Source organism: Streptomyces sp. NPDC046557 (assembly GCF_040645975.1).
In the GTDB taxonomy this organism is placed as follows: domain Bacteria; phylum Actinomycetota; class Actinomycetes; order Streptomycetales; family Streptomycetaceae; genus Streptomyces.
On the sequence record NZ_JBEYZH010000001.1, the window covers coordinates 448,012 to 473,500 of the forward strand.

A 25,489-nucleotide genomic window follows, 5' to 3' on the forward strand; every position below is an offset into this window, starting at 1 on the left:
ACAGTCTACGCACCCCCTCCCCGAGCAGCCCCGCCGACCGGAAGCGCCGGCCCGGAACACCGGCGCCCGGTGGGTTGCGTCTCGCGGCTACTTGAGGAGGCGGGAGAGGCGCCGGTCCGCGAGGGGTTTGCCGCCGGTCTGGCAGGTGGGGCAGTACTCCAGCGAGGAGTCGGCGAAGGACACCGAGCGGATGGTGTCCCCGCAGACCGGGCACGGCTCCCCGGACCGGCCGTGGACCCGCAGCCCGCTCTTCTTCTCGGCCTTGAGCCGCCCCGCCGCCACCCCGTGGGCCCGCTCGACCGCCGCGCGCAGGGTGTCCCGTACGGCGTCGTAGAGGTGCGTCACCTGCTCCTCGTCGAAGGAGGCGGCCAGTTTGAACGGCGAGACCTTCGCGGCGTGCAGGATCTCGTCGCTGTAGGCGTTGCCGATGCCGGCGATGACGCTCTGATCGCGCAGGACCCCCTTGATCTGCCGCCGCTCCCCCGCCAGCAGGGCGGCGAACGCGGCCCGGTCGAAGTCGTCGGCGAGCGGGTCGGGCCCGAGCCGGGCGATGCCGGGGACCTCCCCGGGGTCGCGGACCACGTACACCGCGAGCCGCTTCTGGGTGCCCGCCTCGGTCAGGTCGAAGCCCCCGCCGCCTTGCAGTACGACGCGCAGCGCCAGCGGTCCCTTCCCGGGGCGCGGCGGGCCCGTAGGCAGGGTGTCCTGCCAGCGCAGCCAGCCGGCCCGGGCCAGGTGGGTGACGAGGTGGAGGTCGCCGATCCGCAGGGCGAGGAACTTCCCGTAGCGGGTGGTGGACCCGGCGGTCTGCCCTTCCAGGGCGCTGAGCGGGGGGTCGTACGTCTTCAGCACGCTGACCGCGAGCGGGAGGACGCGTTCGACCACCCGCCCGGTCAGGTGCTCGTCGAGGAACACCCTCAGGGCCTCGACTTCGGGCAGCTCCGGCATGCTCCCAGCGTGCCGCCGCCCACCGCGCAACGCGAGCCGTAGCCACCGACGTCTACGAGAGGACGAACTCGCACCACACGCACTTGCCGCCGCCCCGGGGGTCCACGCCCCAGACGTCCGCCAGCCGATCCACGAGCATCAGACCACGGCCCGAGACGCCCGACTCCCCCGCCTCCCGGCGTCGGGGCAGGGCGCTGGAGCGGTCCTCGACCTCCACCCGGAGCCGGCGCCGGGGGCCGGGCAGCACCCGAAGCGTCACGATGGCCGGGCCGTCGGTGTGCATGAGCGCGTTGACGATCAGCTCGTCGGCGACCAGCTCGATCTCGTCGGCCCGCTCCCGCGCCCCCCACGCGCGCACCGCCGCGCCGATCATGTGCCGGGCCGAGACCAGGGCCTCGGGGTCCGCCGGGGCCACGTGCTGTTGGAGCCGGCCGCCGGCCTGCGGCGCCTCGGGCACCTCGCGGCGCAGCAACAGCAGCGCCATGTCGTCGTCGCCGCCCCGCTCGTCGATGACCCCGCACAGCACGTCCGCCAGCTTCTGGAGGTCCGACGGGCCGCTCCGGATGAGGTGCGTCAGGTGTCCGATCCCCTGGTCGAGGTCCGTGCCCGGCTGCTCGACCAGGCCGTCCGTACAGAGCAGAAGCGTTTCCCCAGGGCCCAGCTCCATCGTGGTGACCGGGTACTCCAGCCGGCCGAACTCCGCCGAGAGCCCCAGCGGCATTCCGCCCTCCGCCGTGATCCGGCGGCAGTCCCCGTCGCGGGTGCGCAGCAGCGGATCGATGTGCCCGGCCCGTACCAGTTGGAGCACGCCGGTCGCGAGGTCGGCTTCCACGTAGGTGCAGGTCGCGAAGCGGTCGGTGTCCAGCTCGTGCAGGAACACCGAGGCCCGCGCCATGACGGTGGCCGGCGAGTGGCCCTCGGTCGCGTACGCGCGCAGCACGATGCGCAGCTGGCCCATCACCGCGGCCGCATGGGTGTCGTGGCCCTGGACGTCGCCGATGACCGCCCCGACGCGGCCGCCCGGCAGCGGGACGACGTCGTACCAGTCGCCCCCGATGTCCTGGCCCATGCGCGCCGACCGGTAGCGGACGGCGATGTCCGCGCCGGGGACGGACGGGATGCGCCGTGGCAGCATCGCCTGCTGGAGACCTTCGGCGAGGTCGTGTTCCTGTTCCAGCAGCATGGCCCGTTGCAGGCTCTGGGCGATGCTGCTGCCGAGGGCGACGAGCAGGTTCCGTTCCTCCTGCGTGAAGCCGTCCTTGTCCTGGTAGAGCAGTCCGATGGCGCCGATCGGGCGGGCCTGGGCGATCAGGGGCAGGTAGGCGGCTGCCGAGATGTCCATCGAGGAGATCTTCGCCCAGAGTTCGGGGTAGCCCTCGGCGAACTCCTTCGCGGAGTCGAGGAAGCGGGGCTGGAGGGAGCGGACGACCTCGCTCATCGGGTACTGCTCGTCGATGCGGGTGTAGCGGGTGCCGGGGATGAAACTGCCTTCCGGTCCTTCGGCCACCAGGTGGATGCGGCCGGCCTCGACGAGTCCCATGACCATGCCCATCGAGCCGAGCCGCTCCAGGCCGTGGGCGTCGCCGAGCGCGTCGATGACGTCCTGGACGGTCCGGGCGTGGGCGAGGGCGGCGGTGGTGCTCTCGACCACCGAGGTCTGGCGGCGCCGCTCCTCGTCCAGGCCGAGGCGTTCCGCCGAGTGGCCGAGCTCCTCGGTCGCGTCCCGGACGATGCCGATGATCCGGTACGGGCGGCCGTCGGGGCCGCGCATGACGCGGCCCTGGGTGTGGGTCCAGCGGAGGGTGCCGTCGTGGCAGCGGATGCGGAAGTAGGCGCCGTAGCTGTCCACGCCGCTCTTGAGGGCGCTGGAGACGAGCGCGTCGAGCCGGGTCGCCTCGGCGGGCGGTACGCGGTGGGCGAGGGATTCGGGACGGCCGTCGTAGTCGGCGGGGCTCGTGTCGAACACGTCGAGGGCCGCCACGTCCATGTGCATGAGACCGGTGAGCAGGTCCCAGTCAAAACTGCCCATCCGGTTCAGCGAGAGCGACCGGTCCGGGTGCGCGGGCCAGTCGTCCGGGAGCGATACGGCGGTCGGCACCGGTCCACCATGACACACCGGCGGGTCAGGCGCTCTCCATGGAGGGGGCGGGGCCGAAGGGCTGCGGGGCGTCGGGCACGGCGTACGGGTCGGAAGGGGCGACGGGGTCGTATCCGTACGGGTCCGCCTGCTCCGGCGCCACGCCGTCCGGGACCGTCGGCAGTCCCGGGTCGCCGGGCGGCGGCGCGGTGGGGTACGGGTCCGGCGGGAGGTCGAGGGTGCCGTCCGGCGGAATGTCCTGGGGCAGGCCTTGGGGGATGTCCTGGGGCACGTTCTGCGCGGGACCGTCGGGGAGGGCCGGGGCGAATGGGGAGGGGGCGTCGGAGGGCGGCGCCGGCGGCTGCTTGGGCGGCGGTTGCGGGGGCTGGACCGGCCGGTTCTGCCCGGTCGGTCCTGTCGGGCGGGCCGCTTCGGACGGGCTGCCGGGTCCGGCGGGACCCTCGGAGGTGAGGGGACCGCTCGGGATGCTTTCGGCCGGGTCGTAGGGCGGCATCCCCTGGGGCGTCGTGTCCTGGGCGCCGTCGTCGCCGGTCTTGCGCTCCAGCCAGGTGTTGTCGGCGAGGTTCACGAGCACGAGGTGCTCCAGCTGCTGGACGGTCGGCTCGATGACGATGACCTGGTTGGCCTGGTAGCCGTTCCAGGGTTCGCCCTTGATCACCGGGTTCCCCTTGGGGGCGCGGGGCGCGGAGAGGGGGTTTCCGGAGCCGCAGCGGACGCGCGGCATGCCGTGGCCGTCGACGAGGACGGCCGTCCCGGCCTGGAGCACGGACTGGAAGGCACTGGCGCGGCCGTCCTGGAAGCCGTGACTGGTGACCCGGGTGTCCGCGCGCAGGACGACCGGTGTGAGGTCGCGCAGGAAGTCCCCGATCTTGTCCTGGTCGACGCCGGAGGCCCCGGCGAAGGCACCCGCCTTGGCGTTGTCGGCGGTCAGCAGGCTCGACTGGTGTTCCACGTCGCAGCTTCCGAGCCGCTGGATGCCGCCGTACAGACCCGGTGTGGCGGCGTTGACGGTGCGGATGCCCCGGCCGCTCTGGTTGGGCAGCGGAGGCTGGGCGGGGGCGGACTCACCGGTGGCGGTGGAGGTGGTGAAGGGGTCGGGTCCGGCGGAGCCGACGGGTTGGAGGTGGACCTCCTGGTTCTCCGGGCCGGGGGTGCTCACGGGCTCCTCCGAGCCGCCGCAGGCGGTGGCGAGCAGGCCCAGCAGGCCGATGGCCGTGAAGAGCGTTGTCCGGGCCGGGGTATGACGGCGCGGCGCCTGACGGGATGTCGGTGCGTGCTCGTCGTTCACGAGATTCTCCCTTTTCGCCCCGGTTGCTCCCTCTTGTCTGCCGCATCCTCGCCCGGCCCGCAACCGGAGCGCCGAACCATTCCTTGAACATGTTCAAGAGAGCGCGTAAGGTCACGACCGAGACTGAACGCGTTCAAGAACGTTCGGCGCATCGAACCAGGGGAGTGGCCGTGACGGTACTCGTGAACCTGATCGTCACGCTGGGCATGCTCTACGTCGTCCCTACCGGCCTGCGCCTGATCGACCCGGCCTGGTTCCGCCGCACCGCCAGGCTCTGGCCCCTGCTCGCCGCTCCCGGGGCCGTGTGCCTGTGGCTCCCGCGCGGCGCCCCGGCCACGGTGCTCGCCGCTCTCTACGCGGCGACAACCCTGGCCCTGGCGGCCGGCGGAGCGGCCCGGCTGGGCGTCCCACTGGTGCGGACGCCGCCGCGCACCGGCAACCGCCTGCCGGCACCGGCCGAGGCCGCCGTGCTCACCGCGCTCGTGTCCCCCGCCGTCGCCGGCAGTGCCCTCGTCGCCGAACGTGCCGGGTACCGGCTCTTCGGCTTCGACCTCGACGTCCTTGAGCTGACCGTCCCGCACTTCCACTTCGCCGGGTTCGCCGCCGCCCTGGTCGCCGGGCTGGTGTGCCGGGCGGCCGAAGCGGGCCGCCCGTCCGAGGCCGCTCCCGGCGCCGCTCCGGGGCCCGGCGCGCCCCTGGCCCGCTGGGCCGCGTACAGCGTGCCCACCGGGACGCTGCTCGTCCTGTTCGGCTACTTCATCGGCGACTGGGCCGAGCTGGTGGGCGCGGTCGTGCTGACCACCGGGATGTGGGCGGTGGCCCTGACCACCTGGCGCGCGATCCGGCCGGGCGCCCGCGACCGCACCACCCGCACGCTACTCGCCACCTCCGCGGGGGTCCTGGTGGCCACGATGCTGCTCGCCCTGTGGTGGGCGACCGGCGAGGCCACCGGAATCACCCACCCCACCCTGACCTGGATGGCCGCCACCCACGGCCTCGGGAACGCGCTCGGCTTCGCCCTCTGCTCGCTCTTGGCCTGGCGCCGGCTCACCATGGACCGACAGGAGATGACCCGATGACCCGACTCCTCAGCACCGACCGTGACATCCTCAGCTACCCGGAAAGGGGCGCGACGGAGCACCGCCCGCTGCCCGCCGGATACCACCACCTCCACCACCGCACCCGGATCGGACACGGGCCGGCCGTCTTCGAGGCGGCCGGGACCGCGCTGACCACCTTCCGCGCCCACCGCGCCTCGGGCATGCGCGTCCTGGCGGAGCCGGGCGCCGTGCGGCCCGGCGCCCGGGTCACCGTCGGGATCGGCTTCGGCCCCCTGCGCATCGACGCCCGCTGCCTGATCCTGCGGACCGCGTACGAGAGCGCCCGCGTCGGCTTCTCCTACGGAACCCTCACGGGCCACCCGGAATCCGGCGAGGAGTCCTTCATGGTGCTCATGGACCCCGACGGCACCGTGTGGTTCGAGGTGACCGCTTTCAGCCGCCCCGCCCGCTGGTACACCCGCCTCGGCGGCCCGGTGGTCCCCTTCCTCCAGCTGAATTACGCCCGCCTGCTCGGCCGCACCCTGCGCAGGCTGGCGACCGGGACCCCCGCCGCCTGATACTGGAGGTGATGGACTGGTTCACGGCGCCCGGCTACTGGTTGGGCCGGCTGGTCTTCCAGCGGGCCCTGGCCGGCGTCTACCTCTGCGCCTTCACCGCCGCGGCCCTCCAGTTCCGGGCCCTGATCGGGGAGCGCGGCATGCTCCCCGTGCCGCGATACGTGCGCTACGTCCCGTTCCGCCGCGCCCCGAGCCTGTTCCAATGGCGCTACTCCGACCGGCTCTTCGCCTGCTGCGCCTGGGCCGGCGCGGTACTGGCCGCCGCCCTCGCGGCGGGCGCCGGGGACACCGTGCCGCTGGGAGCGGCGATGGCGATGTGGGCCGTGTTGTGGCTGCTCTACCTGTCGATCGTGAACGTGGGGCAGACCTGGTACTCCTTCGGCTGGGAGTCGCTGCTGCTGGAGGTGGGGTTCCTCGCCGTCTTCCTCGGCAACGCGCGGACCGGGCCGCCCGTACTGGTGCTGTGGCTGCTGCGGTGGGTGGTGTTCCGCGTCGAGTTCGGCGCCGGGCTGATCAAGGTGCGCGGCGACGCCTGCTGGCGCAAGCTCACCTGCCTCTACTACCACCACGAGACGCAGCCGATGCCGGGACCGCTGAGCTGGTTCTTCCACCACCTGCCGAAGCCGCTGCACCGGGTGGAGTGCGCGGCGAACCACGTGACCCAACTGGTCGTTCCCGTCCTGCTGTTCACCCCCCAGCCCGTGGCCTCGTACGCCGCCGGGATCATCGTCGCGACGCAGCTGTGGCTGGTCCTCTCGGGAAACTTCGCCTGGCTGAACTGGATCACGATCGCGCCCGCGCTCTCCGCCGTCGACTTCACGGGGCTCGCGGGGCCGCCGCCGGCCGCGGCCTTCAGTCCGGCGCCGCTCTGGTACACGGTCCTGGTCTGCGCGGTGACCGCGCTGGTGCTCGTCCTCAGCCGGCATCCGGTGGCCAACATGCTCTCGCGGCGCCAGGTGATGAACCGCTCCTTCGATTCCCTGCACCTGGTCAACACCTACGGGGCGTTCGGCACGGTCGGCCGAATCCGCGACGAGGTGGTGGTGGAGGGCACCGCCGAGCGTGTCCCCCGGACGGACGGAGACTGGCGCGAGTACGGCTTCAAGGGCAAACCGGGCGATCCGCGCCGGCTGCCCCGCCAGTTCGCCCCCTACCACCTGCGGCTGGACTGGCTGATGTGGTTCGCGGCGCTCTCCCCCGGCTACGCGCGGGACTGGTTCGGTCCGTTCGCGGAGCGGCTGCTCGCGAACGACCGGGACACCCTGCGGCTGCTGCGCCACAACCCCTTCCCGGACGCGCCGCCGGTGTACGTACGGGCCAGGCTCTACCGCTACCGGTTCACCACCTGGCGCGAGCTGCGCGAAACCGGCGCGTGGTGGCACCGCCGGCTGCTGCGCGAGTACCTGCCGCCCACCCGTCTCGAGGAAGCGGCCTGGTCAGAGCCCGAGTAGCGCCGCTTCCCGTTCCGGTGAGACACCCTTCATGGGCCGGTCGGGGCGTTGTGGGGCGACCCCGCCGAGGGACCGGAGCCAGGCCCAGGTGTCGGCCACGGTCTCCTCGACCGGCCGGCATTCCAGGCCGGCGGCCAGGGCCTTCGTGACGTCTGCGCGACACATGAAGTCGTGGAGTTCGCCCGGCGGGAGCCAGACGGGCAGCTCCGTCCACGGCTCGACGCCGGCGGCCTCGATCACGGCCGGGTCGGTCCAGCGGAGCTCCGCCCCGCCTCCGGTGACGCTCACGCACGCCTCCAGGAGGCCGCCCATCGTGGCGTGCCCGGACGGCGAGACGAGGTTGAACGCGCCGCCGTGTCCGGCCAGGGCGGCCCGCAGGGTCCAGCGCGCGAGGTCGCGTACGTCGATGTACTGGAGCGGAAGGTCACGCGGGCCCGGCGCGATCATCGGGCCGCCCCGGGCGGCGCGGCCCAGCCACCAGGGCAGCCGGCCGACGTTCTCGTACGGGCCGAGGATGAGCCCGGCGCGCACGAGCAGGGCCCGTTCGCCGAAGGCGTCGAGGGCGGCCAACTCACCGCCCCGCTTGTCCTCGGCGTAGGCGGTGGCCGACGCGTCCGGCGAGCCCTCCACCAGCGGGCCCTCCTCGGCCAGGCCCACGGGGGCCGGGTAGGAGTACACCGAGCGGCTGGAGACGTACGCGTACCGTCCGGCCCGGCCGGCGAGCAGCCGGGCGCTGTCGCGGACGGCGGTGGGGGCCGCGCCCCAGGTGTCGACGACGAGGTCCCACTCCCCCTCGGCGAGCGCGGCCAGGCCGTCGGGGCCGGTGCGGTCCCCGTGCAGGGCGGAGGTGCCCGGCGGGGGCGCGTGGTGCCCCCGGTGGAAGACGGTGACGTCCCAGCCCAGGTCCACGGCTTCTTCGGTGATGGCGCGTCCGACGAATTCGGTGCCGCCCAGCATCAGCAGTCTCATGCCGGTCAGCCTGCCCGCCGGAGCCCTGGGCCGGAACCCTTGATCGCCCTCAGCGATGACGCCGAGGGCGTACACGGTGCGGGAACCCGGTGGGTACGCGCGGGATACGTGCGGCGCCCCCGCCGCCGGGCCGGCGCGGGGGCACTGTGTCGCCGGGGCCGCCTCCCGGACCGGTCCGGCCGGGCGGCGGCGTGCGGCAACTAGTCGATGCCGGGCAGGATGTGAGGCTCCGCCAGGTCGTCTTCGTAACCGGCCAGTCGGATCGGTGCGGAGCGGGCCCAGACTTCGAGGCTGCCCAGTGCGTCGGAGCGGCTCTTGCCCTGCCACCCCGACCGTTCCAGCAGGACCTGGTCGGACTTCTTCGGTTCTGTCACCGCGCACTCCTTTGTGTCGCGTAACCCGGCGGGCGAACCCCGCGCCGGGCAGGAATGAAAGGGATACCGGACGCGGTGGCGTCGTGATGGAGCGAGGGAGGGCCGTGGTGGGGCCCTTTCATGCGGTCCAGAGTACACATATGAGCGGGGCCCCGCTCGATGGAAAGGCAAAATTCACTCTCGCCGTCGTGTCTTCGCCCCGAATTCAGCCGGTCGGCGTCGCCGGCCCCCCGCAGCGTGCATACGACGACGCCCCGGCCCCCTCACGGGAGGGCCGGGGCGCGCGGACCGTCGGGTACGACCTACCAGTTGGCGGGCGCGTAGTCCTTGAGGAAGACGCCGTACAGGTCCTCGCCGGCCTCGCCGCGCACGATCGGGTCGTAGACCCGGGCCGCGCCGTCCACCAGGTCGAGCGGGGCGTGGAAGCCCTCCTCGGCGAGCCGGACCTTGTCCGGGTGCGGGCGCTCGTCGGTGATCCAGCCGGTGTCGACGGCGGTCATCAGGATCTGGTCCTTCTGGAACATCTCCTGGGCGCTGGTGCGCGTCAGCATGTTCAGCGCGGCCTTCGCCATGTTGGTGTGCGGGTGCCCGGCGCCCTTGTAGCCGCGGCTGAAGACGCCTTCCATCGCGGAGACGTTGACGACGTAGCGGCGACCGGCCTCGGCGGCGGCCATCGCCGGACGCAACTTGCTGATCAGGATGAACGGCGCCGTGGAGTTGCACAGCTGCACTTCGAGGAGCTCGATCGGGTCCACCTCGGACACCGTCTGGATCCAGCTGTTCGTGTCGTGCAGGTCCGGGACCAGGCCGCCGGCGTCGATGGCGGTACCGGCCGCGATCCGCTCCAGCGAGGCGGAACCGGAGACCAGGGCGAGCTCGGTGACGTCCTGGGCGGTGAGCTTCTCGCCCTTGCCGGTGGGCAGGGCCGCGACCCGGTCGACGGTGCCGCTGCCGAAGGTGCCGATCACCTCGGCGGAGGGCAGCTCACCGGCCGGCAGCGGGGCGCTCTCGGCGGCCACCAGCTCGCGGTACGCGCCCGGGGACCGGCGCACGGTCTGGGCGGCGTTGTTGATCAGGATGTCGAGCGGGCCCTCGGCGGCGACCGAGTCGGCGAGGGCGACGACCTGTGCCGGGTCGCGGAGGTCGATGCCGACGATCTTCAGGCGGTGCAGCCACTCGGAGCTGTCCGGCATCGCCTTGAAGCGACGGACCGCGTCGTTGGGGAAGCGGGTGGTGATGGTGGTGTGGGCGCCGTCGCGCAGCAGCCGCAGCGCGATGTACATGCCGATCTTGGCGCGGCCGCCGGTGAGCAGGGCGCGGCGGCCGGTCAGATCGGTGCGGGCGTCGCGGCGCGCGCGGTTGAAGGCTGCGCAGTCCTGGCAGAGCTGGTGGTAGAACGCGTCGACCTCGACGTAGCGCGTCTTGCAGATGTAGCAGGAGCGCGGACGCTGGAGTATCCCGGCGATCGGGCCCTTGGTCGCGGCGGTCAGGGCGTTGCCCTGGGTCTCGTCGTCGATGCGCTCGGCGGAGCCGGTCGCGGTCGCCTCGGTGACGGCCTTGTCGTTGGCGGTCTTCGCGGCGCGGCGCTCTTGGCGGCGGCGCTGCTTGACCGTGCGGTAGAGGCCGGCGGTGGCGCGGCGTACGGTGACGGCGTCCGGGTGGTCGACGTCGAGCTTGTCCAGCTCGTCGAGGACGCTGAGGCAGAGGGCCAGCCGGTCGGGATCGATGCCCGGGCCGTACGCCTGGGCGCCGTCCCCGGTCACGTGGTTGTCTTCGGTCACCGTCATGGCCGCTGCCGTTCCTTGATCAATCGTCCGCATCCGCCTGCTGCGGAAGTCCTCAAAACCGCCACTGTACGGAGGCCACGCGCCCGGCACCAAACCCGTGTCCGCCCTCCTCACGGAGCGCGAGGGGCCGTCACCCTGCGGAAGGCGGGAAGAGGGCCGTCGTGGTTCGCGGGGAAGCGGTCGGGAGAGGCGCGACACGGGTGGGGCAGGGGGCGGGGCCGGGGGCGGGGGCGGGGCCGGGCCAGGAATAAGCCGCCGCGGCCGGGCATTGTGGACAACATGAGTGCACTGGCGCTGTCGGTCCTGCTCTGCCTGGCCTCGGCCGTCGCGTACGCGACGGGCGCGATCGTCCAGGAGCGGGTCGCGGCCGGCACGCCGGACCGCCTCTACGCGCCGTTGCGCCGCCCCGTCTGGTGGGCGGCGGTGGCCCTGAACGGGCTGGGCGCGGTGCTGCACGTCGTCGCGCTGGCGTACGGGCCGCTGAGTCTGGTGCAGCCGCTCGGGGCGCTGACCATCGTCTTCGCGCTTCCGATGGCGGCCGTGTTCGTGCGCCGCCGGGCGGGGGCGGCGGCCTGGCGCGGGGCGCTGCTGGCGACGGTCGGCCTGGCCGGACTCCTGGCGCTGGCGGGCGGCGACCGGGACGCGGGGCGGACGTTGACGGGCGGCGAGCGGGGCTTGCTGCTGATCGTGACGGGGGCCTCGGTGGCGGCGCTGTTCCTGGCGGCGCACCGGATGCGCCGGGCGGTGGTGCTGCGTGGTGTGCTGCTGGCGGCGGCCGCCGGAACGGCCTTCGGCATGGCCTCGGTGTTCACCAAGTCGGTGGCCGACGGCTTCTCCCTGGACGCGCCCGCCGCCCGGTGGCCCGACCTGTTGGCCATCGCGGTCCTGGCGTCCGGCGGGCTGCTGCTGTCGCAGGCGGCCTACCGGGGGGCCGGGCTGGCGGCGCCGCTGGCCACTGTGACCGTGGTGGACCCGGTGGTGGCCGCGGTGGTCGGACTCTCATTGTTCGACGAGGGCTTCCGGTACGGGTCCGTCGGGACGGCGGGGGCGCTGGTGAGCGCCGTGGCGGCGGCGGCCGGCCTGATCCTGCTCACGGCCGCGCCGCCGCACGCGCGGGGGTCAGATCTCGACGCCGTGCCCGCGGAGGTACCTGAGGGGGTCGATGTCGGTGCCGTACCCGGGCCCGGTGCGCATCTCGAAGTGGAGGTGCGGCCCGGTGGCGTTGCCGGTGGAGCCGGAGCGGCCGATGCGCTGTCCGCCGGAGACCTGCTGCCCGGCCTTCACGCCGAGGGCGGAGAGGTGGGCGTACTGGGAGTACCGGCCGTCGGCGTGCCGGATGACGACCTGGTAGCCGTACGCCCCGGCCCAGCCGGCCGAGAGGACGGTGCCGGGGCCGACGGCCTTGATGCCGGTACCGGTCGGCACCGGGAAGTCGACCCCGGTGTGGTAGCCGCTGGACCAGGAGGAACCGGCGACGTGGTACGCCGTGCCCATGGCGGCGTCGACGGGCGCGGTGAAGCCTCCCGAGGCCGTCTCCTGCTTCGCCGACGCCGACTCCGCCGGTTTGCCCTGCTCGGGTTTCGGGGCGGGCTTGGTCTGCTCGGGCTTGGGGGCGGCCGGCTGTACGGGCTTGACCGGCTCGGCGACGCGCGGCGGCTTCTCCGGGTTCTGGACGGGCGGCGCGACGGGGGCGGTGGTGACGCGCAGGGTGAGCCGCTGGCCGGGGAAGATCAGGTTCGGGTTGCCGCCGATGGTGTCGTGGTTGGTCTCGTACAGCGCCTGCCAGCCGCCTTCGACGTGCTGGTCGGTGGCGATCGCCGAGAGCGAGTCCCCGGGGGCGACGACGTACGGGTTCGGCAGGACCGAGGTACCGGTCGGGCGGGGCGCGCTCTGCGCCCGGGCGGGCGCCTGGGCCTGGACGGCCGCGGGTGTGGCCTGCTGTTGGCGCGGGATCGCGGCGGGCGCCGGGCCGGCGGCGGGACCGCTGCGGCTGAGCCCGGCCTGCGGCCCGCAGGCGGGCCAGGCGCGGGGCCCTTGCCCCTTGAGCACCTTCTCGGCGACCGCGATCTGCTGGTCCTTGGTGGCCAGGTCGGCGCGGGACGCGAAGGCGGTGCCGCCGAAGTCGCGCCAGGTGCTCTGGCTGAACTGTAGGCCGCCGTAGTAACCGTTGCCGGTGTTGACGTGCCAGTCGTTCGTGGACTCGCAGGCGGCGACCTTGTCCCAGGTGCTGACGGAGGCCGCGTGGGCCGCCCCCGCACCGATGAGCGGGAGTGCGATCCCCGCGCCGCCGGCGGTGACGGCGAGCGAGGCGCGGTTGATGCTGCTCGGCTGATACCGGCGGTGCCGGCCCCGTACACCCATGGGAGCCCCCTTGAAGACGTGCCGGAACCGCACAGGCGAACGGCGCCGATGGAGGCTGACAATAGCGACAACCGGCTGTCTTCGAGGGGGATTTGACGCTTTACCCGAGACCCAGCGGTCCCGGCTGCGGGATCGGGGCCGGCCCGGGGGGCGGTGGCACCGGATCGGGCTCCGGAACGGGCCCCGGCACCGGAGGGGCGGGCCGCGGCACGGGGTCGGGCTCCGGGAAGGGTCCGGGGCCGGGCGGGGGCGCGGGCACCGGATCGGGTTCCGGGGCGGGTGGCTGCGTCTGGTCTTCGTCGAGCACCACGAGGTTGAGCACCATAAGCCCCACCTTCCCCGGAACCCGGCGGGTACTCCCGCCGGCGGCGTCCGGGCGACGTACCCGACGTCCTACGGGCGCAGCGCCGCGGCCAGCCCGGTGGCGAGACTGGCCAGGACCGGGACCGCGGTGCTCACCAGGTCCGCCGCGTCGGCCATCGACGCCTGGGCGAGGACGATGACGTCCGCGCCTTCGACCGCCTCCGCGGCGCGGGCCACCCGGGTGAGGTACCCGGCGGTGTCCCCCGCCGCGAAGCGCTCCCACGCCCCCGCGACCAGGTGCGTACGGATCGACACGGCCCGGCCGGCGGCCTCCTGCTCCAGCAGTTCCACCGTCGGGCCGAGGGTGGACTCGACGGCGGCGAGTACGACGATCCTCGGCCCGGTGCGCACGGCCTCGGCCGCCATGGGCCGGTCCACCCGCAGGACGGACCGCCCGGGTCCGGGCGCGAGGTCCTCGGCGACGGCCCCGATCGTGGAGCAGGTGACCAGCACCGGTCCGTCCGCCCCGGCGAGCGCGTCGCGCACGTCCGCGGCCACCGACGCGGGCCCGTGCGTACGGGCCCGCTCCAGCAGCTCCGGGACGACGAGGTGCCGCAGCACGGCTCCGGGGTGGTTCCGGTCCCGCAGCGCGTCGAAGACGGGGACGTGGACCGGGGAGGTGTGGAGCAGTGTCAGGGAGCGGCCGGTCACCAGAGGTCGGCGTCCGCTTCCAGCCGTGCCTTCGCCGCCTCGACCGCCTCGGCCGGGGCGGCCGGGGCCTCGTCGGGGTGTTTGGCCGCCCAGCTCGCCGCGTAGGGGCAGAGCGGGACGACGGGAACGCCGTCGGCGGCGGCGAGCCCGTAGAAGGTCCTCACCAGCCGCCCGCCGATCCCGCGGCCCTCGTGGCCCGGCTCGACGATGGTGTGTACGGCGACCAGCGCGCGGGGCTCCCGGTCGAGGACGAAGTACGCGATGAACCCGACCACCGCCCCGTCCTCGACGGCCAGCAGCCGCCCGGCCTTGCGGTCGTCCTCGAACTCGATCGCCTGGTTCTCGGCCATGGTCCCCCGCCTCTGTTCGGAAATGTCAGACAGCCACCGCGTGGGGGCTGCGCTCCTGGTCCGTCCCGGGAACCGGGGCGGAGGGGTCCGCCCCGAGCTCGATGATCCTGTTGTCCGCGTCGACGTGCACGACGCGCGGCTTCAGCGCCCTGGCCTCGGCGTCCTCGACCTGCGCGTAGCTGATGAGGATGACGAGGTCGCCGGGGTGCACGAGGTGCGCGGCCGCGCCGTTGATCCCGATGACGCCGGACCCGCGCTCGCCCTCGATGACGTACGTCTCCAGCCGCGCCCCGTTGGTGATGTCCACGATGTGGACGAGCTCCCCTGGCAGCAGGTCGGCTGCGTCCAACAGATCGGCGTCGATGGTCACGGAGCCGACGTAGTGCAGGTCGGCCTGCGTGACGGTGGCCCGATGGATCTTGGACTTGAACATGGTGCGCAGCATCGAGTGGCTCCCGGTCGGTCTGCTCCCTGCCCACGTGCGTGGGTCAAGTGCGGTCGCGGCAGCCTACAACGATTCGCATGTCCGGTCAGCTGTCACGACGCACCCGCGGGACCACCCCCCCGATCCCGGATCTCATGGACGGTGGTCGATCAAACGGGGAGCACCGGCTTGACGGCCCGCGCATGGCCTCAAGAGCGGGTGGCGGCTCGGCCGGCGACTGAACGGCGTTGCCACTCCTCGGCCAGCAGGCGGTAGGACCGGACCCGGTCCGCGTGGTCGTGCGTGATGGTGGTGATCAGCAACTCGTCGGCTCCGGTGGCCTCTTGGAGCCGCTCCAGGTGATCGGCGACGGTCCGCGGCGAGCCGACGAACTGGGTGTCCACCCGGTCGGCGACAAGTTCCCGGTCCGCCTCCGTCCAGGGCAGGGCTCGCGCCTCGGCAGGTGTGGGGAAGGGAATGGCACCCTCGGCGGTACGGATGCTGCGCACCCAGGGCGCGTATCCGGTGGCCAGTTCACGGGCGGTCGCGTCGTCCTCGGCGACGACGACGTCGGCGGACACCGTCAGGTACGGCCGGTCGAGCTCGGCGGACGGCTTGAAGGCGGCCCGGTAGCCCTCGACGGCCTCCAGCACCGAGGCGGGGCTGACGTGGTAGTTGGCCGCGAACCGGAGCCCGTTGCGGCCCGCGGTCTCCGCGCTGACCCCGCCACTGCTGCCCAGGATCCACACCTGTACGTCGGCACCCTCCCCCGGGACGGCATGGGCCTCCACCCCTTCCGCGGAGCGGTAGTCGCCCCGCAGCAGCGCCAGGACGTCCTCGACCTGCTCCGCGTAGTCCTGTGGCTGGGCGCCGGGCAGGTTCAGCAGCCGCTGCTGGAGCGCGACCCGCGGATGGCCCAGCAGGTGCTCGAAGGAGAACCGGGCCGGGATGCGCAGTCCGTTCGGGGTGTACCCGTCCACGACGGGGGTGCCGGGCGATGCCGGTTCTCCGGTGCGCGACTGCGGCCGGCCGGCCGAGCGGCCCAGACCCAGGTCCAGGCGCCCGGGGTGCAGCGAGTCGATCAGGCCGAACTCCTCGACCGTGGACAACGCGGTGCGGTGCCCGAGCTGGACGGCGCCGGAGCCCAGCCGGATGGTCGAGGTCGCGGAGGCGGTCAGCGCGAGCACGACCGCCGGGGAGGTCCCGGCGACGCCCGGATTGAGGTGGTGTTCGGCGAACCAGTAGCGGGCGTAGCCGAACGCCTCCGCCTGCCGGGCGAGGTCGATGCTGTGGCGCAGGGCCTCGGCTGCGGTGGAACCGGACGGGACGGGGACGAGGTCGAGGACCCCGAGGGGGATGCCGGACATGCCGGGCTCCTTACAGATCGGGGAAGACGGGGTCGGGGAAGACGGGGTCGGGGATCTCGCGGCGCAACACCGGGGCGATCTGCGACTGGAAGAGTTCGAGGGAGGCGCGGTGCTCCGCGGGAGTGAGCCCGCCCGGCTCCGCCTGGAGGTGCAGGACCGTGTGCCCGAACGCCTCGTGGTAGCGGTGGACCTTCTCGATCACCTGCTGGGGGCTGCCGACGAGTGCCGAGCTCCGCTCGACGAAGTCCTCCGGCGTCGTGAAGACGGGAACGATTCCTTGCCGTTCGTGGGCGGCGAGGTACCGGGCGAACACCGGCCGGTACGCCGCCACCGCCTGCTGCGAGGTGGGGGCCGCGTGGTAGCCGGCCGTGCCCGCGCCGACGACCGCGTGCGCCGGGTCGTGCCCGTAGTGCTCCCAGCGCTCCCGGTAGTGGCGGATCAGCTCGGCGTACGGACCGATCGGGTGGGTGACGTTCGCCGAGAAGAGCGGGTCGCCGTAGCGCGCCGCGAGTTCGACCGACTCCCGGCTGGTCGCGCTGCCGTGCCACACCCGCAGGGCCGGCTGAAAGGGTCTCGGCAACACCTCGGCGCCGGCCAGCGCGGGGCGGAAGCGCGGCTCGGCGCTCACCTTGTCCTCGCGCCAGATCCGCCGGAACAACGCGTAGCCCTCGGCATTGCGCTCCCACTGGTCCTCGGGCGTCACGTGGAACAGCTCGCGCTGGGCCGTGCCGTTGCCCTTGCCGATCATCAGCTCCAGGCGACCGTCGCTGAGGTGGTCGAGCGTGGCGTAGTCCTCGTACGCCCGCACCGGGTCCAGCAGGCTCAGCGTGGTCACGGCGGTGAACAGCCGGATCCGGCGGGTCAGCGCGGCGATGTGGCTGAGCACCACGGGCGGCGAGGACGACAGGAACGGCCGCTCGTGGCGCTCCCCGACCCCGAAGCCGTCGAAGCCGAGTTCCTCCGCGAGCAGCGCGGCGGCGACCACCTCGCGAAACCGCTCACGGGTGGGTGTGGGGGCTCCCGTCACCGGGTCCGCGGAGTCCGTGATCAGGGTGATGGCCAGGAACTTCACGAGGCCGCGGCCTGCGGGGCCGGCGCTTCGACGCCGGGGACGGAGAGCCCGAGGTGATCGCGCAGGGTGGTGCCCTCGTACTCGGAACGGAAGACACCGCGCTCCTGGAGCAGCGGGACGACGGTGTCGGCGAAGACGTCCAGGCCGCCCGGTGTGATGTGCGGGACCAGGATGAACCCGTCGGCCGCGTCCGCCTGCACCAGGTCGTTGATCGACTCGGCGACCGTGGTGGCGGAGCCGACGAAGGTCTGGCGTGAGGTGGTCGCGATGACGAGCTCGCGGATCGACAGCTTCTTGGCCTCGGCGAGCTCGCGCCATTGCCGGGCGGTTTCGAGCGGGTCGCGGAACTGGCGGACGCTCGCCCGACCGAGGGCGATCGTGTTCTCACCGACCTCCGGGTCGACGGTGGGCAGCGGGCCGTCGGGGTCGTAGGCGGACAGGTCCCGGTTCCACACGTGCTCCAGGTACTTGATCGCGGTCTGCCCGCTGACCTGGAGGCGGCGGACCTCGTGCGCGATCTCGTGCGCCTCGGCGTCGGTGTCGCCGAGTACGAAGGTGGCCGCGGGCAGGATCTTCAACTGGTCCGGGGAGCGCCCGTACGTGGGAAGGCGGCCCTTGACGTCGGCGTAGAACGCCCGTCCCTCGTCGAGCGTCCCGTACCGGCCGAAGATCGCGTCGGCACTGGCGGCGGCGAACTCGCGCCCCTCGTCGGAGTCTCCGGCCTGGAAGACGACCGGCCGGCCCTGTGGACTGCGCGGCACGTTGAAGTGCCCCTCGATGTCGAAATGCCGCCCGTGGTGGGCGAAGGCCCCGGCCCGCGCGTCCCGCAGGAAGGCGCCCGACACGGGGTCGGCGACGACCTCGGAGCCGTCCCAGGAGTCGAACAGCTCGGTCGCGGTGGCCAGGAACTCCTTCGCGCGCGAGTAGCGCTCCTCGCGCGGCAGGAACCCGCCGCGCCGGAAGTTCTCGCCGGTGAAGGCGTCCCAGGAGGTAACGACGTTCCACGCGGCCCGACCCGCGGAAAGGTGGTCCAGCGAGGCGAACTGGCGGGCCACCTCGTAGGGCTCGTTGAAGGTGGAGTTGATGGTGCCGGTCAGCCCGAGGCGCTCGGTGACGGCGGCCAGGGCGGCGAGCACCGTGAAGGTGTCGGGGCGCCCGACCACATCCAAGTCGTATATCTTCCCGCCCTGTTCGCGTAGCCGCAGCCCCTCGGCGAGGAAGAGGAAGTCGAACTTGGCGCGTTCGGCGGTATGCGCGAAATGGACGAACGAGTCGAAGTCGATGTGACTGCCGGCCGCCGGGTCGCTCCACACGGTGGTGTTGTTGACGCCCGGGAAATGGGCCGCGAGGTGGATCTGCTTGAGCGGCTTGCTGCTCATGATGGGTCCTTCCGGGTCCGGGATCAGGCGACGGGGTGGGCGGCGTAACGGCCGACCGGGCGCTCCAGGCCCAGAAGTCCGCGCAGGGTGTCCGCCTCGTACGCGTGGCGGAAGACCCCGCGCCGTTGGAGCTCCGGCACCAGCCCCCGGGTGATCGCGGGCAGGTCGTGGGCGAGTACGCCCGGCCGCAGCCGGAAACCCGACAGGCCCGCCGTCCGCCAGTCCTGGAGCAGGTCCGCCAACTGCGCGTAGGTTCCGGTGAAGATCGCGGTGTCACTGCTGTACGCGGTTTCCGCGAGCGCGTCGAGGCGGCTTCGGCGCGCGTCGGCCGCCGGGGCGTCCTCGTCCAGGAACACGGTGAGGTCCGCGAAGAGGTGCAGCGGCTGCGCCGCGAGCCCGGCGGATTCCCGGACCCGCCGGATCTCCGCGACCGCGGCGCGGGCCCCGTCGGCGTCGCGCACGGCGATGTAGCCGACGTCCGTGGACCGGGCGATGAGACCGTACGCCGCGCTGACGTCACCGAGGGCGCCGGCGGCGCCCGCCGCACTCACGACCGGTTGCCCCTGCGGTGGACGGGGGGTGATCGAAGGCCCCCTGACGCTGAAGTGTCGGCCCTCGAAATCGATGTAGTGCAGCTTGTCCCGGTCCACGAACCGGCCGGTGCCCACGTCCCGGATCTCGGCGTCGTCGTCCCAACTGTCCCACAGCCTCCGGATCACCTCGATGTGGTCGGCGGCCTCCTCATAGGACTCCGCATCGGGGAGCGGGACCGCCCGGCGCCCGAAGTGCCGTGCTTCAAGGCTCAGTTGTGATACCCGGACGCGCAGGCCCGCACGTCCGCGGCTGACGTGGTCCAGGGTGGCGATCGCCTTGGATATGTGGAAGGGCTCGGTGTGGGTGGCGGTCACGGTCGGGACCAGCCCGATGTGCCGGGTCAGCGGTGCGACGCGGGCGGCGGTGAGCACCGCGTCCAGCCGCCCGCGGACCTGGTCCGTGCGCCCGTCGGGACGGTCGGCCGAGGAGGACTGGAGGGTGAGGGCGTCCTCGAAGGTGACGAAGTCGAGCAGTCCGGCCTCGGCCTCGGCCACGGCGTCGGCCCAGTAGCGGGCCGTGAAGAGTTCGCCGGGCCGGGCACCCGGCTCCCGCCAGGCGGCAGGGTGCCGGCCCGCGCCGTCGAGCGCGACGGCGAGGTGCAGCGGGGCGGAAGACGCTGATGTGCTTGCGGATGGGGGCGGGGATGCGGGCACGTCGAATTACGCCTTCCTGATCGGCCGTGCGAAAAAGGAGGCCGATGCGCGTCGCGAATGAGGGCATGTGAAAGGGCGGGGAAGAGGCCCGTCGCCGATATCTCTTGGAAACGCTACGCCCGATAGCGGTGCCATACAATGACCGGGATATTAAGAGGAGTTGGCAGCAGTGTTGCCGGGCGCGCGGACCGCCATGAAGGACGGGCGGCGACGCGGGGTGAAGCCGACCGACTCGTACAGTCGGATCGCCGTGGTGTTGCTCGCGGCGGTGTGGAGGAACGGGACGTCGCCCCGTTCCCGGATGCCCGCGGCGACGGCGCGGACCAGCCGCGTCGCCAGCCCCCTGCCCCGGTGGTCGGGATGGGTGCACACCGCGCTGATCTCGGTCCAGCCGGGCGGTCGCAGCCGCTCACCGGCCATCGCGATCAGCCGGCCCCGGTGCCTGATGCCGAGGTACGTGCCCAGCTCGACGGTGCGGGGCAGGAACGGACCGGGCTTCGTGAGGTCGATCAGGCCCAGGATCTCCGGTACGTCACGCGGGCCGAGCCGAACCGCCTCGGGGGCGGGTTCGGCGCGCAGCGAGGTGTCGACCAGTTGGACGCCGGGGACCGAGCCGACGGTCTCCCAGTCGTCGGGTGGGGTCAGCACGCCGGCGAGCGCGGCGGTCCCCCCGTCGCCGACCAGCCTGCGCAGGTCGGCCCAGCAGGCCGGGTCGGTCGGGTCCGCGAGGGCGGCGAACGGTGAGACGTCCGGCGCGTAGCGTGCGGCTCGGGAGCAGGGGTCGGTCTCGGGGCGGGCGGCCCGCTCGGCGAAGGCGGCGTGCGGGCCGGACAACGCGGCCCAGGCCGGGTTGTCCAGGATGTGTGGGGACACGAGGGTGCCCGTATGCGGACTCGCACTCGTGCTCATACTCGTGCTCGGACCTGCGTGGGTGCTCATACGGCGGGCTCTCCGTCCGTGGCGCGACCTGGGGCCGGGGATTCAGGAGTTGGGCACCGGCAGGCCCGGCGGGTCGACCTCCGAGGTGGTCACGGCCTCGTCGGTCAGGTTCCAGGCGGCCAGCACCTGCGCGTACTGGCCGTTCTTGATCAGATGGTTGACCGCATCCGCCACCGGCTTGGCGAGCCCGCTGCCCTTCTTCGCGGTCCCGGCGATCAGACCCTGGAGCGACTCACCCGCCCCGGAGAAGGAACCGGCGTTGCGCGTGGGCGCCTTGCCGCTCGCCGTCTGGGTGATGTGGTAGGCGATGGACGGGTTCGGGCCGAAGCTGATGTCGATCTTCTTGCCGCTCAGGGCGAGGTAGGCGCTGTTGGTATCGGGGAAATTCTTGACGGTGACGTCCTTGCCCTCGGACTGGAGCTTCTTCTGCCACTCCAGCAGGATCTTCTCCTGGTTGGTGCCGGAACTGACCGCCACCGTCTTGCCCGCGAGGCTGTGGTAGTCGCCGCCGAAGTTCCAGGGGTTGTCCTTCAGGACCTCGAAGGCCAGGTTGTCCTGCCGGTAGGAGGCGAACTCGTACTTCTTCTTGCGCTCCTCCGTGACCGTGACGTTCGTGAAGGCCACGTCCACCTTGCCGCTGTCGATGCCGACGAAGAGGTTCTCCCAGGTGGAGTTCTTCACCACCGGCTTGAGCCCGAGCGTCGCGGCCACCAGGCGGCCGAGGTCCGGTTCCGCTCCGGTCAGGGTTTTCTGGTCGGTGCCGACGTACGCCAACGGTGGGAAGCCGGCGGGCAGCGCGCCGACCCCGATGACGAGTTCGCCGCGCTCGCGGACCTCGGCGGGCAGCCCGGCGCGCAGGGACTCGACCACCGGGACGGACAGCTCGACCTGCCGAGCGGCGCCATTGGACACCGCGCCGACGGTGACCTTGCCGGAGCCGGAACCGGTGGCCTCGGCATCGCCCCCGCACGCGGTGAGGCCGGAGGCGAGCGCCACGGTGGCGGTGGCGGCGCCGAGGCCGCGAAGAAGTCCGGTGCGCAGAGAGCGTCGGCGTTGCATGATGTTCCTTTTCGGTTCGGGTAAGGGTTGCTCGGGCGGGGCGGGACGGGGGAAACGGGGCGCGGCGGAGTCAGAGCACCTTGCTCAGGAACTCCCGTGTACGGGCATGGACGGGCCGGTCCAGCACTTGCCCGGGTGGGCCCTGCTCGACGATGCGGCCGCCGTCGAGGAAGACGATCTCGTCGGCGACCTCGCGGGCGAAGCCGATCTCGTGCGTGACGATGACCAGAGTGGTACCGCCGGTGGCGAGGTCTTTGATCACGGACAGCACCTCGCCGACGAGTTCGGGGTCCAGCGCGGAGGTGGGTTCGTCGAAGAGGATGACTCCGGGACGCAGCGCGAGGGCGCGGGCGATGGCCACGCGCTGCTGCTGACCGCCGGACAACTGCCGCGGATAGGCGCCGGTCCGGTCGCCGAGCCCGACGCGCTCCAGGAGTTCGTGCGCCAGGGCCCGGGCCTGCGGCCGCGACAGCCTGCCGGTTGCCACCGGGGCCGCGGCGACGTTGTCCAGCACGGTCAGGTGCGGAAAGAGGTTGAAGTTCTGGAAGACGAAGCCGATCCGCCCGCGCTGGGCGCGGATCGCCCGGTCGCTCAGTTCCTTCAGCCGCCCGCCGTGCCGCTGCACGCCGATCGGCTCGCCGCCCACGCTGACGTATCCGGCCTCGGGCTTCTCCAGGTGGTTGATGACCCGCAGCAGGGTGGACTTGCCCGCCCCGGAGCGGCCCAGGATCGCGGTGACCGTGCCCGGCCGCAACGTCAGGCTCACCCCGTCCAGGACCTGTCGGCCGCCGAACCACTTGTGCACGTCGTGGACTTCGATCGCGGCGGGCCGCGCGGCAGTGGCCGTGGTCATCGCGCCGTCTCCTTCCGGAAGCGGTCCCGCAGGTCACGCAGGCCCGTCCGGGCCCGCTGCAGGGGGGTGGGAGGTACGGTGCGCAGCGCGCCGCGCGCGTAGTACCGCTCGACGTAGAACTGGACGACCGAGAGGACGCTGGTGAGCACCACATACCAGAAGGTGGCCACCACCAGCAGCGGAACCACGTCGCCGGAGTAGGTGCTGCCGAGGCTCTGCACCGTGCCGAACAGGTCGAGCAGGGACACGTAGAAGACCAGTGACGTGGCCTTGACCAGACCGATCAGCAGGTTGACGTAGCCGGGCACGATCACGCGCAGGGCCTGCGGGAAGACGATCCGGGCGAACTGGTACCGCTTGGGCAGTCCCAGCGCCGCCGCCGCCTCGTGCTGGCCCTGGTCGACGGAGAGCAGCCCCGCCCGTACCACCTCGGCGGCGTACGCGGCTTCGGCCAGGCTCAGTCCCACGACCGCCACGACGATGTCGGTGGCCTGCCGTGATTCGTCGAAGGTGAAGAAGGCGGGCCCGAAGGGCACCCCGATGCTGAGGGTGGGGTAGAGGGCGCCGAGGTTGTAGAGGAAGAGCAGGACCACGATCAGCGGCACCGAGCGCAGCAGCCAGATGTACGTCCAGCTCACGGACCGCAGTACGGGGTTGGTGGAAAGCCTGCCGAGGGCGAGCAGGATGCCGCCCGCGAGGCCCAGGACCGCGCTGTACGCGGCCACTTGGAGGGTGGTGAACAGGCCCTCCAGGATGACCGGCCGGGCGAACCAGTACGCGAACCGGTCCCACTGGTAGAAGGGGTTGGTCAGCAGGCCGTGGGCCGCCTGGGACACCAGGACCAGCACGACGACGGTGGCGATCCACCGCCCGGGCCGGCGGAGCGGGAGCACCCGCTCGGCCGGCGCCGGCGGTCCCGGGGGTGCGCTGAGAACAAGCGATTCGGTCAAGGACACTCCAGCAGCATTCGATGAATGGAAGAATCGAAAAGCAGCCGTCATGCCGGACAGAAGAGGCCGCTGATGTCGTTATCTGCGGCGTAAGCTAGGCAGCTCGGAGAAGGGCTGTCAACGGTCCCGATATCGATATCGGCGGAAGCGTGCGCCAATTTCATCCGCCGGACACAAAACGCCTTCCGGTGAAATAAACCGGGCTGTTGCGCACGGCCCGGGGAGCCGGTGGGCCGGCTCGGGGCCCGGGTCCGCGCACCGGCCGGCTGCTTGGGGTGACGTGCGGGTGCCGCGGGTTCGGCCACGACAGGGCAGGGGGCTCCGCGCCGCATTCGACGGTGGGTGTCGGCCTATCGCACGCCGCACCGATCCGCACGGCCAACTCGCCGCGCCGAGAGCCCTCCTGATGGACGGTCCGGCCACGACCCGCCCTCGCACGGGTCGGCGGCAGGCCTCTGACCTGCACCGTATTTCATCTCAAGACCCTGCTGTCCACCATCCGGTCATGCTCTTGCCGGTGAGGGCCACTTCGGGCGAGTATCCCTATCAATTCGACGGGAAAGGTGGGGATGCGGTTTGCCCGCGGGCACCTCGACGAGCCCGCCACCCAACAACCTCTCGGAGTAACCGACATGACCACCGCCATCCCCCATGGCACCGCTGTCCGGCCGGCCCCCGCGCCACGCGGCGGCACCCGGGCCCGTCGATGACCCCCGTGCCGACGACACCGACTGCGCCCGGCGCCCGGTCCTCCGACGCGCGGCGTCGCGCGCTCCTGCGTACCGCCCGCGATGTGGCGGACGACCTCGCCGCGGACGCCATAGCCCGCGACCAGGCGGGCAAGCCGCCGATCGACGAGACGGCCCGGCTGCGCGAGGCCGGTCTGCCGGCGGCCCTCAACCCGCCCTCGTCGGGCCGCGGGGCGGACTGGCGTACCGGATGCGCCGTCATACGGGAGATCGCGGCGGCGGACAGCTCCATCGGCGACCTGATCGCCCGCCACTACGTACACGCGTGGAGCGGACGCTTCTATGGGACTCACCACCAGGCGGCCGGCTTCGAAGAGGAGTCGGTGCGCGAGCGGTGGCTGTGGACCGGCGCGATCCGCAGTCCCGCGCCCGATGACGACACCGAGGGACCGGACCTCACGCTGAGGCCGCGCACCAACGGCTACGTGCTGAACGGGTGCCGGTCCGTGGATACGGCGGTGAGCGTCGCCGACCAGATCGTGGTGGACGCCGTCTGCGCCGTGACGGGTGACGTCCTGGTCGTGCGGATCCCACCCGGCGGGCGGGGCGTGACCATCGCACCAGCCCGCGACCGCCTCGGGCAACGCGTCGCCGGCGCGGGCGAGGTCGTCCTCGACCGGGTCGCCGTCCCGCCCGGGCAGGTGCTGGGCCGCCGGCCGCACGACGAGGAGTCGACCGCGCCCTTCACCGCGCTCGCCGAACCGGCGCTCCGGCTCGCCCTGTGCCATGTCGGCCTCGGCATCACCGAGGGCGCCCTCACGGAAGCGCGTGACCTCAGCAGGGGCGGTCGCGCGTACCGGCCGGCCGGTGCGGACCCGGACCTCCTCCTGACCTACGGGGAACTGGCCACTGCCGCCCAGACGGCCACCGCGGTGGTCGAGCGGGCGACGGAGGTGATGGCGCAGGCCCTCGGTGCGGGCGCGCAGCTCGATGCCGAGGAACCCGCGGGCGTGGCCGCCCTGGTCGCCACCGCCGAGACCGTGACGGCGAAGGCCGCGCTGCACATCACCGCCCGGGTGCTGGAGCTCGCCGATGCCCCCGGCCTGGACCGGTTCTGGCGCAACGCCCGCGTGCTGACAGCCCACCGCCCGGTCGCGCACCGCCTGCGCTCCATCGGCGAGCACTACCTCAACGGCTCCCACCGCGCGGTGGCGGCGGCCTTCCACTGACGCGGGGCACCGCCCGGGATGCG

22 protein-coding genes and 1 pseudogene are annotated in these 25,489 nt (G+C 72.7%); 5 read left to right on the top strand and 18 right to left on the bottom strand.

The features are described 5' to 3' along the window. Positions 1 to 87: 87 nt before the first annotated feature. Genes ABZ934_RS02220 through ABZ934_RS02230 form a run of 3 tightly spaced genes read right to left on the bottom strand, consistent with a single transcriptional unit; the run spans position 88 to position 4,334 of the window. The gene (locus tag ABZ934_RS02220; RefSeq protein ID WP_361307575.1) at positions 88 to 948 is read right to left on the bottom strand and encodes a DNA-formamidopyrimidine glycosylase family protein; all 861 of its coding nucleotides are present in this window, start codon (positions 946 to 948) and stop codon (positions 88 to 90) included. Between the two features lie 52 nt (positions 949 to 1,000). After that, positions 1,001 to 3,064: a SpoIIE family protein phosphatase gene (locus tag ABZ934_RS02225; RefSeq protein ID WP_361307577.1), complete on the bottom strand. Its 2,064-nt coding sequence runs from the start codon at positions 3,062 to 3,064 to the stop codon at positions 1,001 to 1,003. Positions 3,065 to 3,071: 7 nt separating this feature from the next. Further along, entirely contained in the window at positions 3,072 to 4,334 is a 1,263-nt protein-coding gene (locus ABZ934_RS02230; protein ID WP_361307579.1) for a DUF6777 domain-containing protein, read from the bottom strand. A 170-nt stretch (positions 4,335 to 4,504) separates the two neighbouring features. Here ABZ934_RS02230 and ABZ934_RS02235 point away from each other — a divergent pair, with 170 nt between their 5' ends. The 3 genes from ABZ934_RS02235 to ABZ934_RS02245 are packed head-to-tail and all read left to right on the top strand — an operon-like array spanning position 4,505 to position 7,403. Further along, positions 4,505 to 5,413 carry a YndJ family protein gene (locus ABZ934_RS02235; protein ID WP_361307581.1) on the top strand — a complete coding sequence of 303 codons (909 nt, stop codon included), beginning with the start codon at positions 4,505 to 4,507 and terminating at the stop codon, positions 5,411 to 5,413. Further along, complete coding sequence (locus ABZ934_RS02240) at positions 5,410 to 5,952, top strand: DUF1990 domain-containing protein (RefSeq protein ID WP_361307583.1); 543 nt, start codon at positions 5,410 to 5,412, stop codon at positions 5,950 to 5,952. The genes ABZ934_RS02235 and ABZ934_RS02240 overlap by 4 nt, the downstream gene beginning before the upstream one ends. 11 nt (positions 5,953 to 5,963) lie before the next feature. Beyond that, the gene (locus ABZ934_RS02245) at positions 5,964 to 7,403 is read left to right on the top strand and encodes a lipase maturation factor family protein (protein ID WP_361307585.1); all 1,440 of its coding nucleotides are present in this window, start codon (positions 5,964 to 5,966) and stop codon (positions 7,401 to 7,403) included. Here the strand turns inward: ABZ934_RS02245 and ABZ934_RS02250 are convergent. The 3 genes from ABZ934_RS02250 to ABZ934_RS02260 form a co-directional block, all read right to left on the bottom strand. Next, complete coding sequence (locus ABZ934_RS02250; protein WP_361307587.1) at positions 7,389 to 8,372, bottom strand: NAD-dependent epimerase/dehydratase family protein; 984 nt, start codon at positions 8,370 to 8,372, stop codon at positions 7,389 to 7,391. The two genes, ABZ934_RS02245 and ABZ934_RS02250, sit on opposite strands and share 15 nt — an antisense overlap. Positions 8,373 to 8,572: 200 nt before the next feature. Beyond that, entirely contained in the window at positions 8,573 to 8,746 is a 174-nt protein-coding gene (locus ABZ934_RS02255; protein ID WP_361308749.1) for a hypothetical protein, read from the bottom strand. A 302-nt stretch (positions 8,747 to 9,048) separates the two neighbouring features. Then, entirely contained in the window at positions 9,049 to 10,533 is a 1,485-nt protein-coding gene (locus ABZ934_RS02260; RefSeq protein ID WP_361307589.1) for an SDR family NAD(P)-dependent oxidoreductase, read from the bottom strand. 279 nt (positions 10,534 to 10,812) lie between these two features. On the opposite strand from ABZ934_RS02260, the pseudogene ABZ934_RS02265 reads away from it, so the two are divergent. Beyond that, positions 10,813 to 11,628 (top strand): annotated as a pseudogene (locus ABZ934_RS02265) (DMT family transporter); the annotation flags it as partial. Between the two features lie 24 nt (positions 11,629 to 11,652). On the opposite strand, the gene ABZ934_RS02270 reads toward ABZ934_RS02265, so the two are convergent. From ABZ934_RS02270 to ABZ934_RS02325, 12 genes are all read right to left on the bottom strand, one after another. Further along, positions 11,653 to 12,894: a transglycosylase family protein gene (locus ABZ934_RS02270; RefSeq protein WP_361307591.1), complete on the bottom strand. Its 1,242-nt coding sequence runs from the start codon at positions 12,892 to 12,894 to the stop codon at positions 11,653 to 11,655. A gap of 393 nt (positions 12,895 to 13,287) precedes the next feature. Continuing rightward, positions 13,288 to 13,911: an arylsulfatase gene (locus ABZ934_RS02275; RefSeq protein WP_361308679.1), complete on the bottom strand. Its 624-nt coding sequence runs from the start codon at positions 13,909 to 13,911 to the stop codon at positions 13,288 to 13,290. Further along, positions 13,905 to 14,258, bottom strand: a complete 354-nt coding sequence (locus ABZ934_RS02280; protein ID WP_361307593.1) for a GNAT family N-acetyltransferase — start codon at positions 14,256 to 14,258, stop codon at positions 13,905 to 13,907. The genes ABZ934_RS02275 and ABZ934_RS02280 overlap by 7 nt, the downstream gene beginning before the upstream one ends. A gap of 25 nt (positions 14,259 to 14,283) precedes the next feature. Next, positions 14,284 to 14,703, bottom strand: a complete 420-nt coding sequence (gene panD / locus ABZ934_RS02285; RefSeq protein ID WP_132754471.1) for an aspartate 1-decarboxylase — start codon at positions 14,701 to 14,703, stop codon at positions 14,284 to 14,286. A gap of 188 nt (positions 14,704 to 14,891) precedes the next feature. Next, complete coding sequence (locus tag ABZ934_RS02290; RefSeq protein ID WP_361307596.1) at positions 14,892 to 16,049, bottom strand: LLM class flavin-dependent oxidoreductase; 1,158 nt, start codon at positions 16,047 to 16,049, stop codon at positions 14,892 to 14,894. 10 nt (positions 16,050 to 16,059) lie between these two features. Then, on the bottom strand, positions 16,060 to 17,121 hold the full coding sequence (locus ABZ934_RS02295; RefSeq protein WP_361307598.1) for an LLM class flavin-dependent oxidoreductase: 1,062 nt from the start codon (positions 17,119 to 17,121) through the stop codon (positions 16,060 to 16,062). Further along, positions 17,118 to 18,500 (bottom strand): NtaA/DmoA family FMN-dependent monooxygenase, encoded by a 1,383-nt coding sequence (locus ABZ934_RS02300; protein WP_361307600.1) that lies wholly within the window; start codon positions 18,498 to 18,500, stop codon positions 17,118 to 17,120. The genes ABZ934_RS02295 and ABZ934_RS02300 overlap by 4 nt, the downstream gene beginning before the upstream one ends. Before the next feature lie 23 nt (positions 18,501 to 18,523). After that, complete coding sequence (locus ABZ934_RS02305) at positions 18,524 to 19,747, bottom strand: LLM class flavin-dependent oxidoreductase (RefSeq protein ID WP_361307602.1); 1,224 nt, start codon at positions 19,745 to 19,747, stop codon at positions 18,524 to 18,526. Positions 19,748 to 19,897: 150 nt separating this feature from the next. Then, positions 19,898 to 20,656: a GNAT family N-acetyltransferase gene (locus tag ABZ934_RS02310; protein WP_361307604.1), complete on the bottom strand. Its 759-nt coding sequence runs from the start codon at positions 20,654 to 20,656 to the stop codon at positions 19,898 to 19,900. A 72-nt stretch (positions 20,657 to 20,728) separates the two neighbouring features. Further along, complete coding sequence (locus ABZ934_RS02315; RefSeq protein WP_361307606.1) at positions 20,729 to 21,745, bottom strand: transporter substrate-binding domain-containing protein; 1,017 nt, start codon at positions 21,743 to 21,745, stop codon at positions 20,729 to 20,731. Positions 21,746 to 21,815: 70 nt separating this feature from the next. Next, positions 21,816 to 22,598 carry an amino acid ABC transporter ATP-binding protein gene (locus ABZ934_RS02320; RefSeq protein WP_361307608.1) on the bottom strand — a complete coding sequence of 261 codons (783 nt, stop codon included), beginning with the start codon at positions 22,596 to 22,598 and terminating at the stop codon, positions 21,816 to 21,818. Then, positions 22,595 to 23,599: an amino acid ABC transporter permease gene (locus ABZ934_RS02325; protein ID WP_361307610.1), complete on the bottom strand. Its 1,005-nt coding sequence runs from the start codon at positions 23,597 to 23,599 to the stop codon at positions 22,595 to 22,597. Before ABZ934_RS02325 ends, ABZ934_RS02320 begins: the two co-directional genes overlap by 4 nt. A 664-nt stretch (positions 23,600 to 24,263) precedes the next feature. On the opposite strand from ABZ934_RS02325, the gene ABZ934_RS02330 reads away from it, so the two are divergent. Then, positions 24,264 to 25,466, top strand: coding sequence for an acyl-CoA dehydrogenase (locus ABZ934_RS02330; protein WP_361307612.1), 1,203 nt, complete (start codon positions 24,264 to 24,266; stop codon positions 25,464 to 25,466). Positions 25,467 to 25,489 lie beyond the last annotated feature (23 nt).

What these genes read in the sequence shown, in the direction of transcription:
- ABZ934_RS02220 (WP_361307575.1), bottom strand. Translation starts at nt 948, where the DNA reads ATGCCGGAGCTGCCCGAAGTCGAGGCCCTGAGGGTGTTCCTCGACGAG.
- ABZ934_RS02240 (WP_361307583.1), top strand. Translation starts at nt 5,410, where the DNA reads ATGACCCGACTCCTCAGCACCGACCGTGACATCCTCAGCTACCCGGAA.
- ABZ934_RS02245 (WP_361307585.1), top strand. Translation starts at nt 5,964, where the DNA reads ATGGACTGGTTCACGGCGCCCGGCTACTGGTTGGGCCGGCTGGTCTTC.
- ABZ934_RS02250 (WP_361307587.1), bottom strand. Translation starts at nt 8,372, where the DNA reads ATGAGACTGCTGATGCTGGGCGGCACCGAATTCGTCGGACGCGCCATC.
- ABZ934_RS02260 (WP_361307589.1), bottom strand. Translation starts at nt 10,533, where the DNA reads ATGACGGTGACCGAAGACAACCACGTGACCGGGGACGGCGCCCAGGCG.
- ABZ934_RS02270 (WP_361307591.1), bottom strand. Translation starts at nt 12,894, where the DNA reads ATGGGTGTACGGGGCCGGCACCGCCGGTATCAGCCGAGCAGCATCAAC.
- ABZ934_RS02280 (WP_361307593.1), bottom strand. Translation starts at nt 14,258, where the DNA reads ATGGCCGAGAACCAGGCGATCGAGTTCGAGGACGACCGCAAGGCCGGG.
- panD (WP_132754471.1), bottom strand. Translation starts at nt 14,703, where the DNA reads ATGCTGCGCACCATGTTCAAGTCCAAGATCCATCGGGCCACCGTCACG.
- ABZ934_RS02290 (WP_361307596.1), bottom strand. Translation starts at nt 16,049, where the DNA reads ATGTCCGGCATCCCCCTCGGGGTCCTCGACCTCGTCCCCGTCCCGTCC.
- ABZ934_RS02300 (WP_361307600.1), bottom strand. Translation starts at nt 18,500, where the DNA reads ATGAGCAGCAAGCCGCTCAAGCAGATCCACCTCGCGGCCCATTTCCCG.
- ABZ934_RS02310 (WP_361307604.1), bottom strand. Translation starts at nt 20,656, where the DNA reads ATGAGCACGAGTGCGAGTCCGCATACGGGCACCCTCGTGTCCCCACAC.
- ABZ934_RS02315 (WP_361307606.1), bottom strand. Translation starts at nt 21,745, where the DNA reads ATGCAACGCCGACGCTCTCTGCGCACCGGACTTCTTCGCGGCCTCGGC.
- ABZ934_RS02320 (WP_361307608.1), bottom strand. Translation starts at nt 22,598, where the DNA reads ATGACCACGGCCACTGCCGCGCGGCCCGCCGCGATCGAAGTCCACGAC.
- ABZ934_RS02325 (WP_361307610.1), bottom strand. Translation starts at nt 23,599, where the DNA reads ATGACGGCTGCTTTTCGATTCTTCCATTCATCGAATGCTGCTGGAGTG.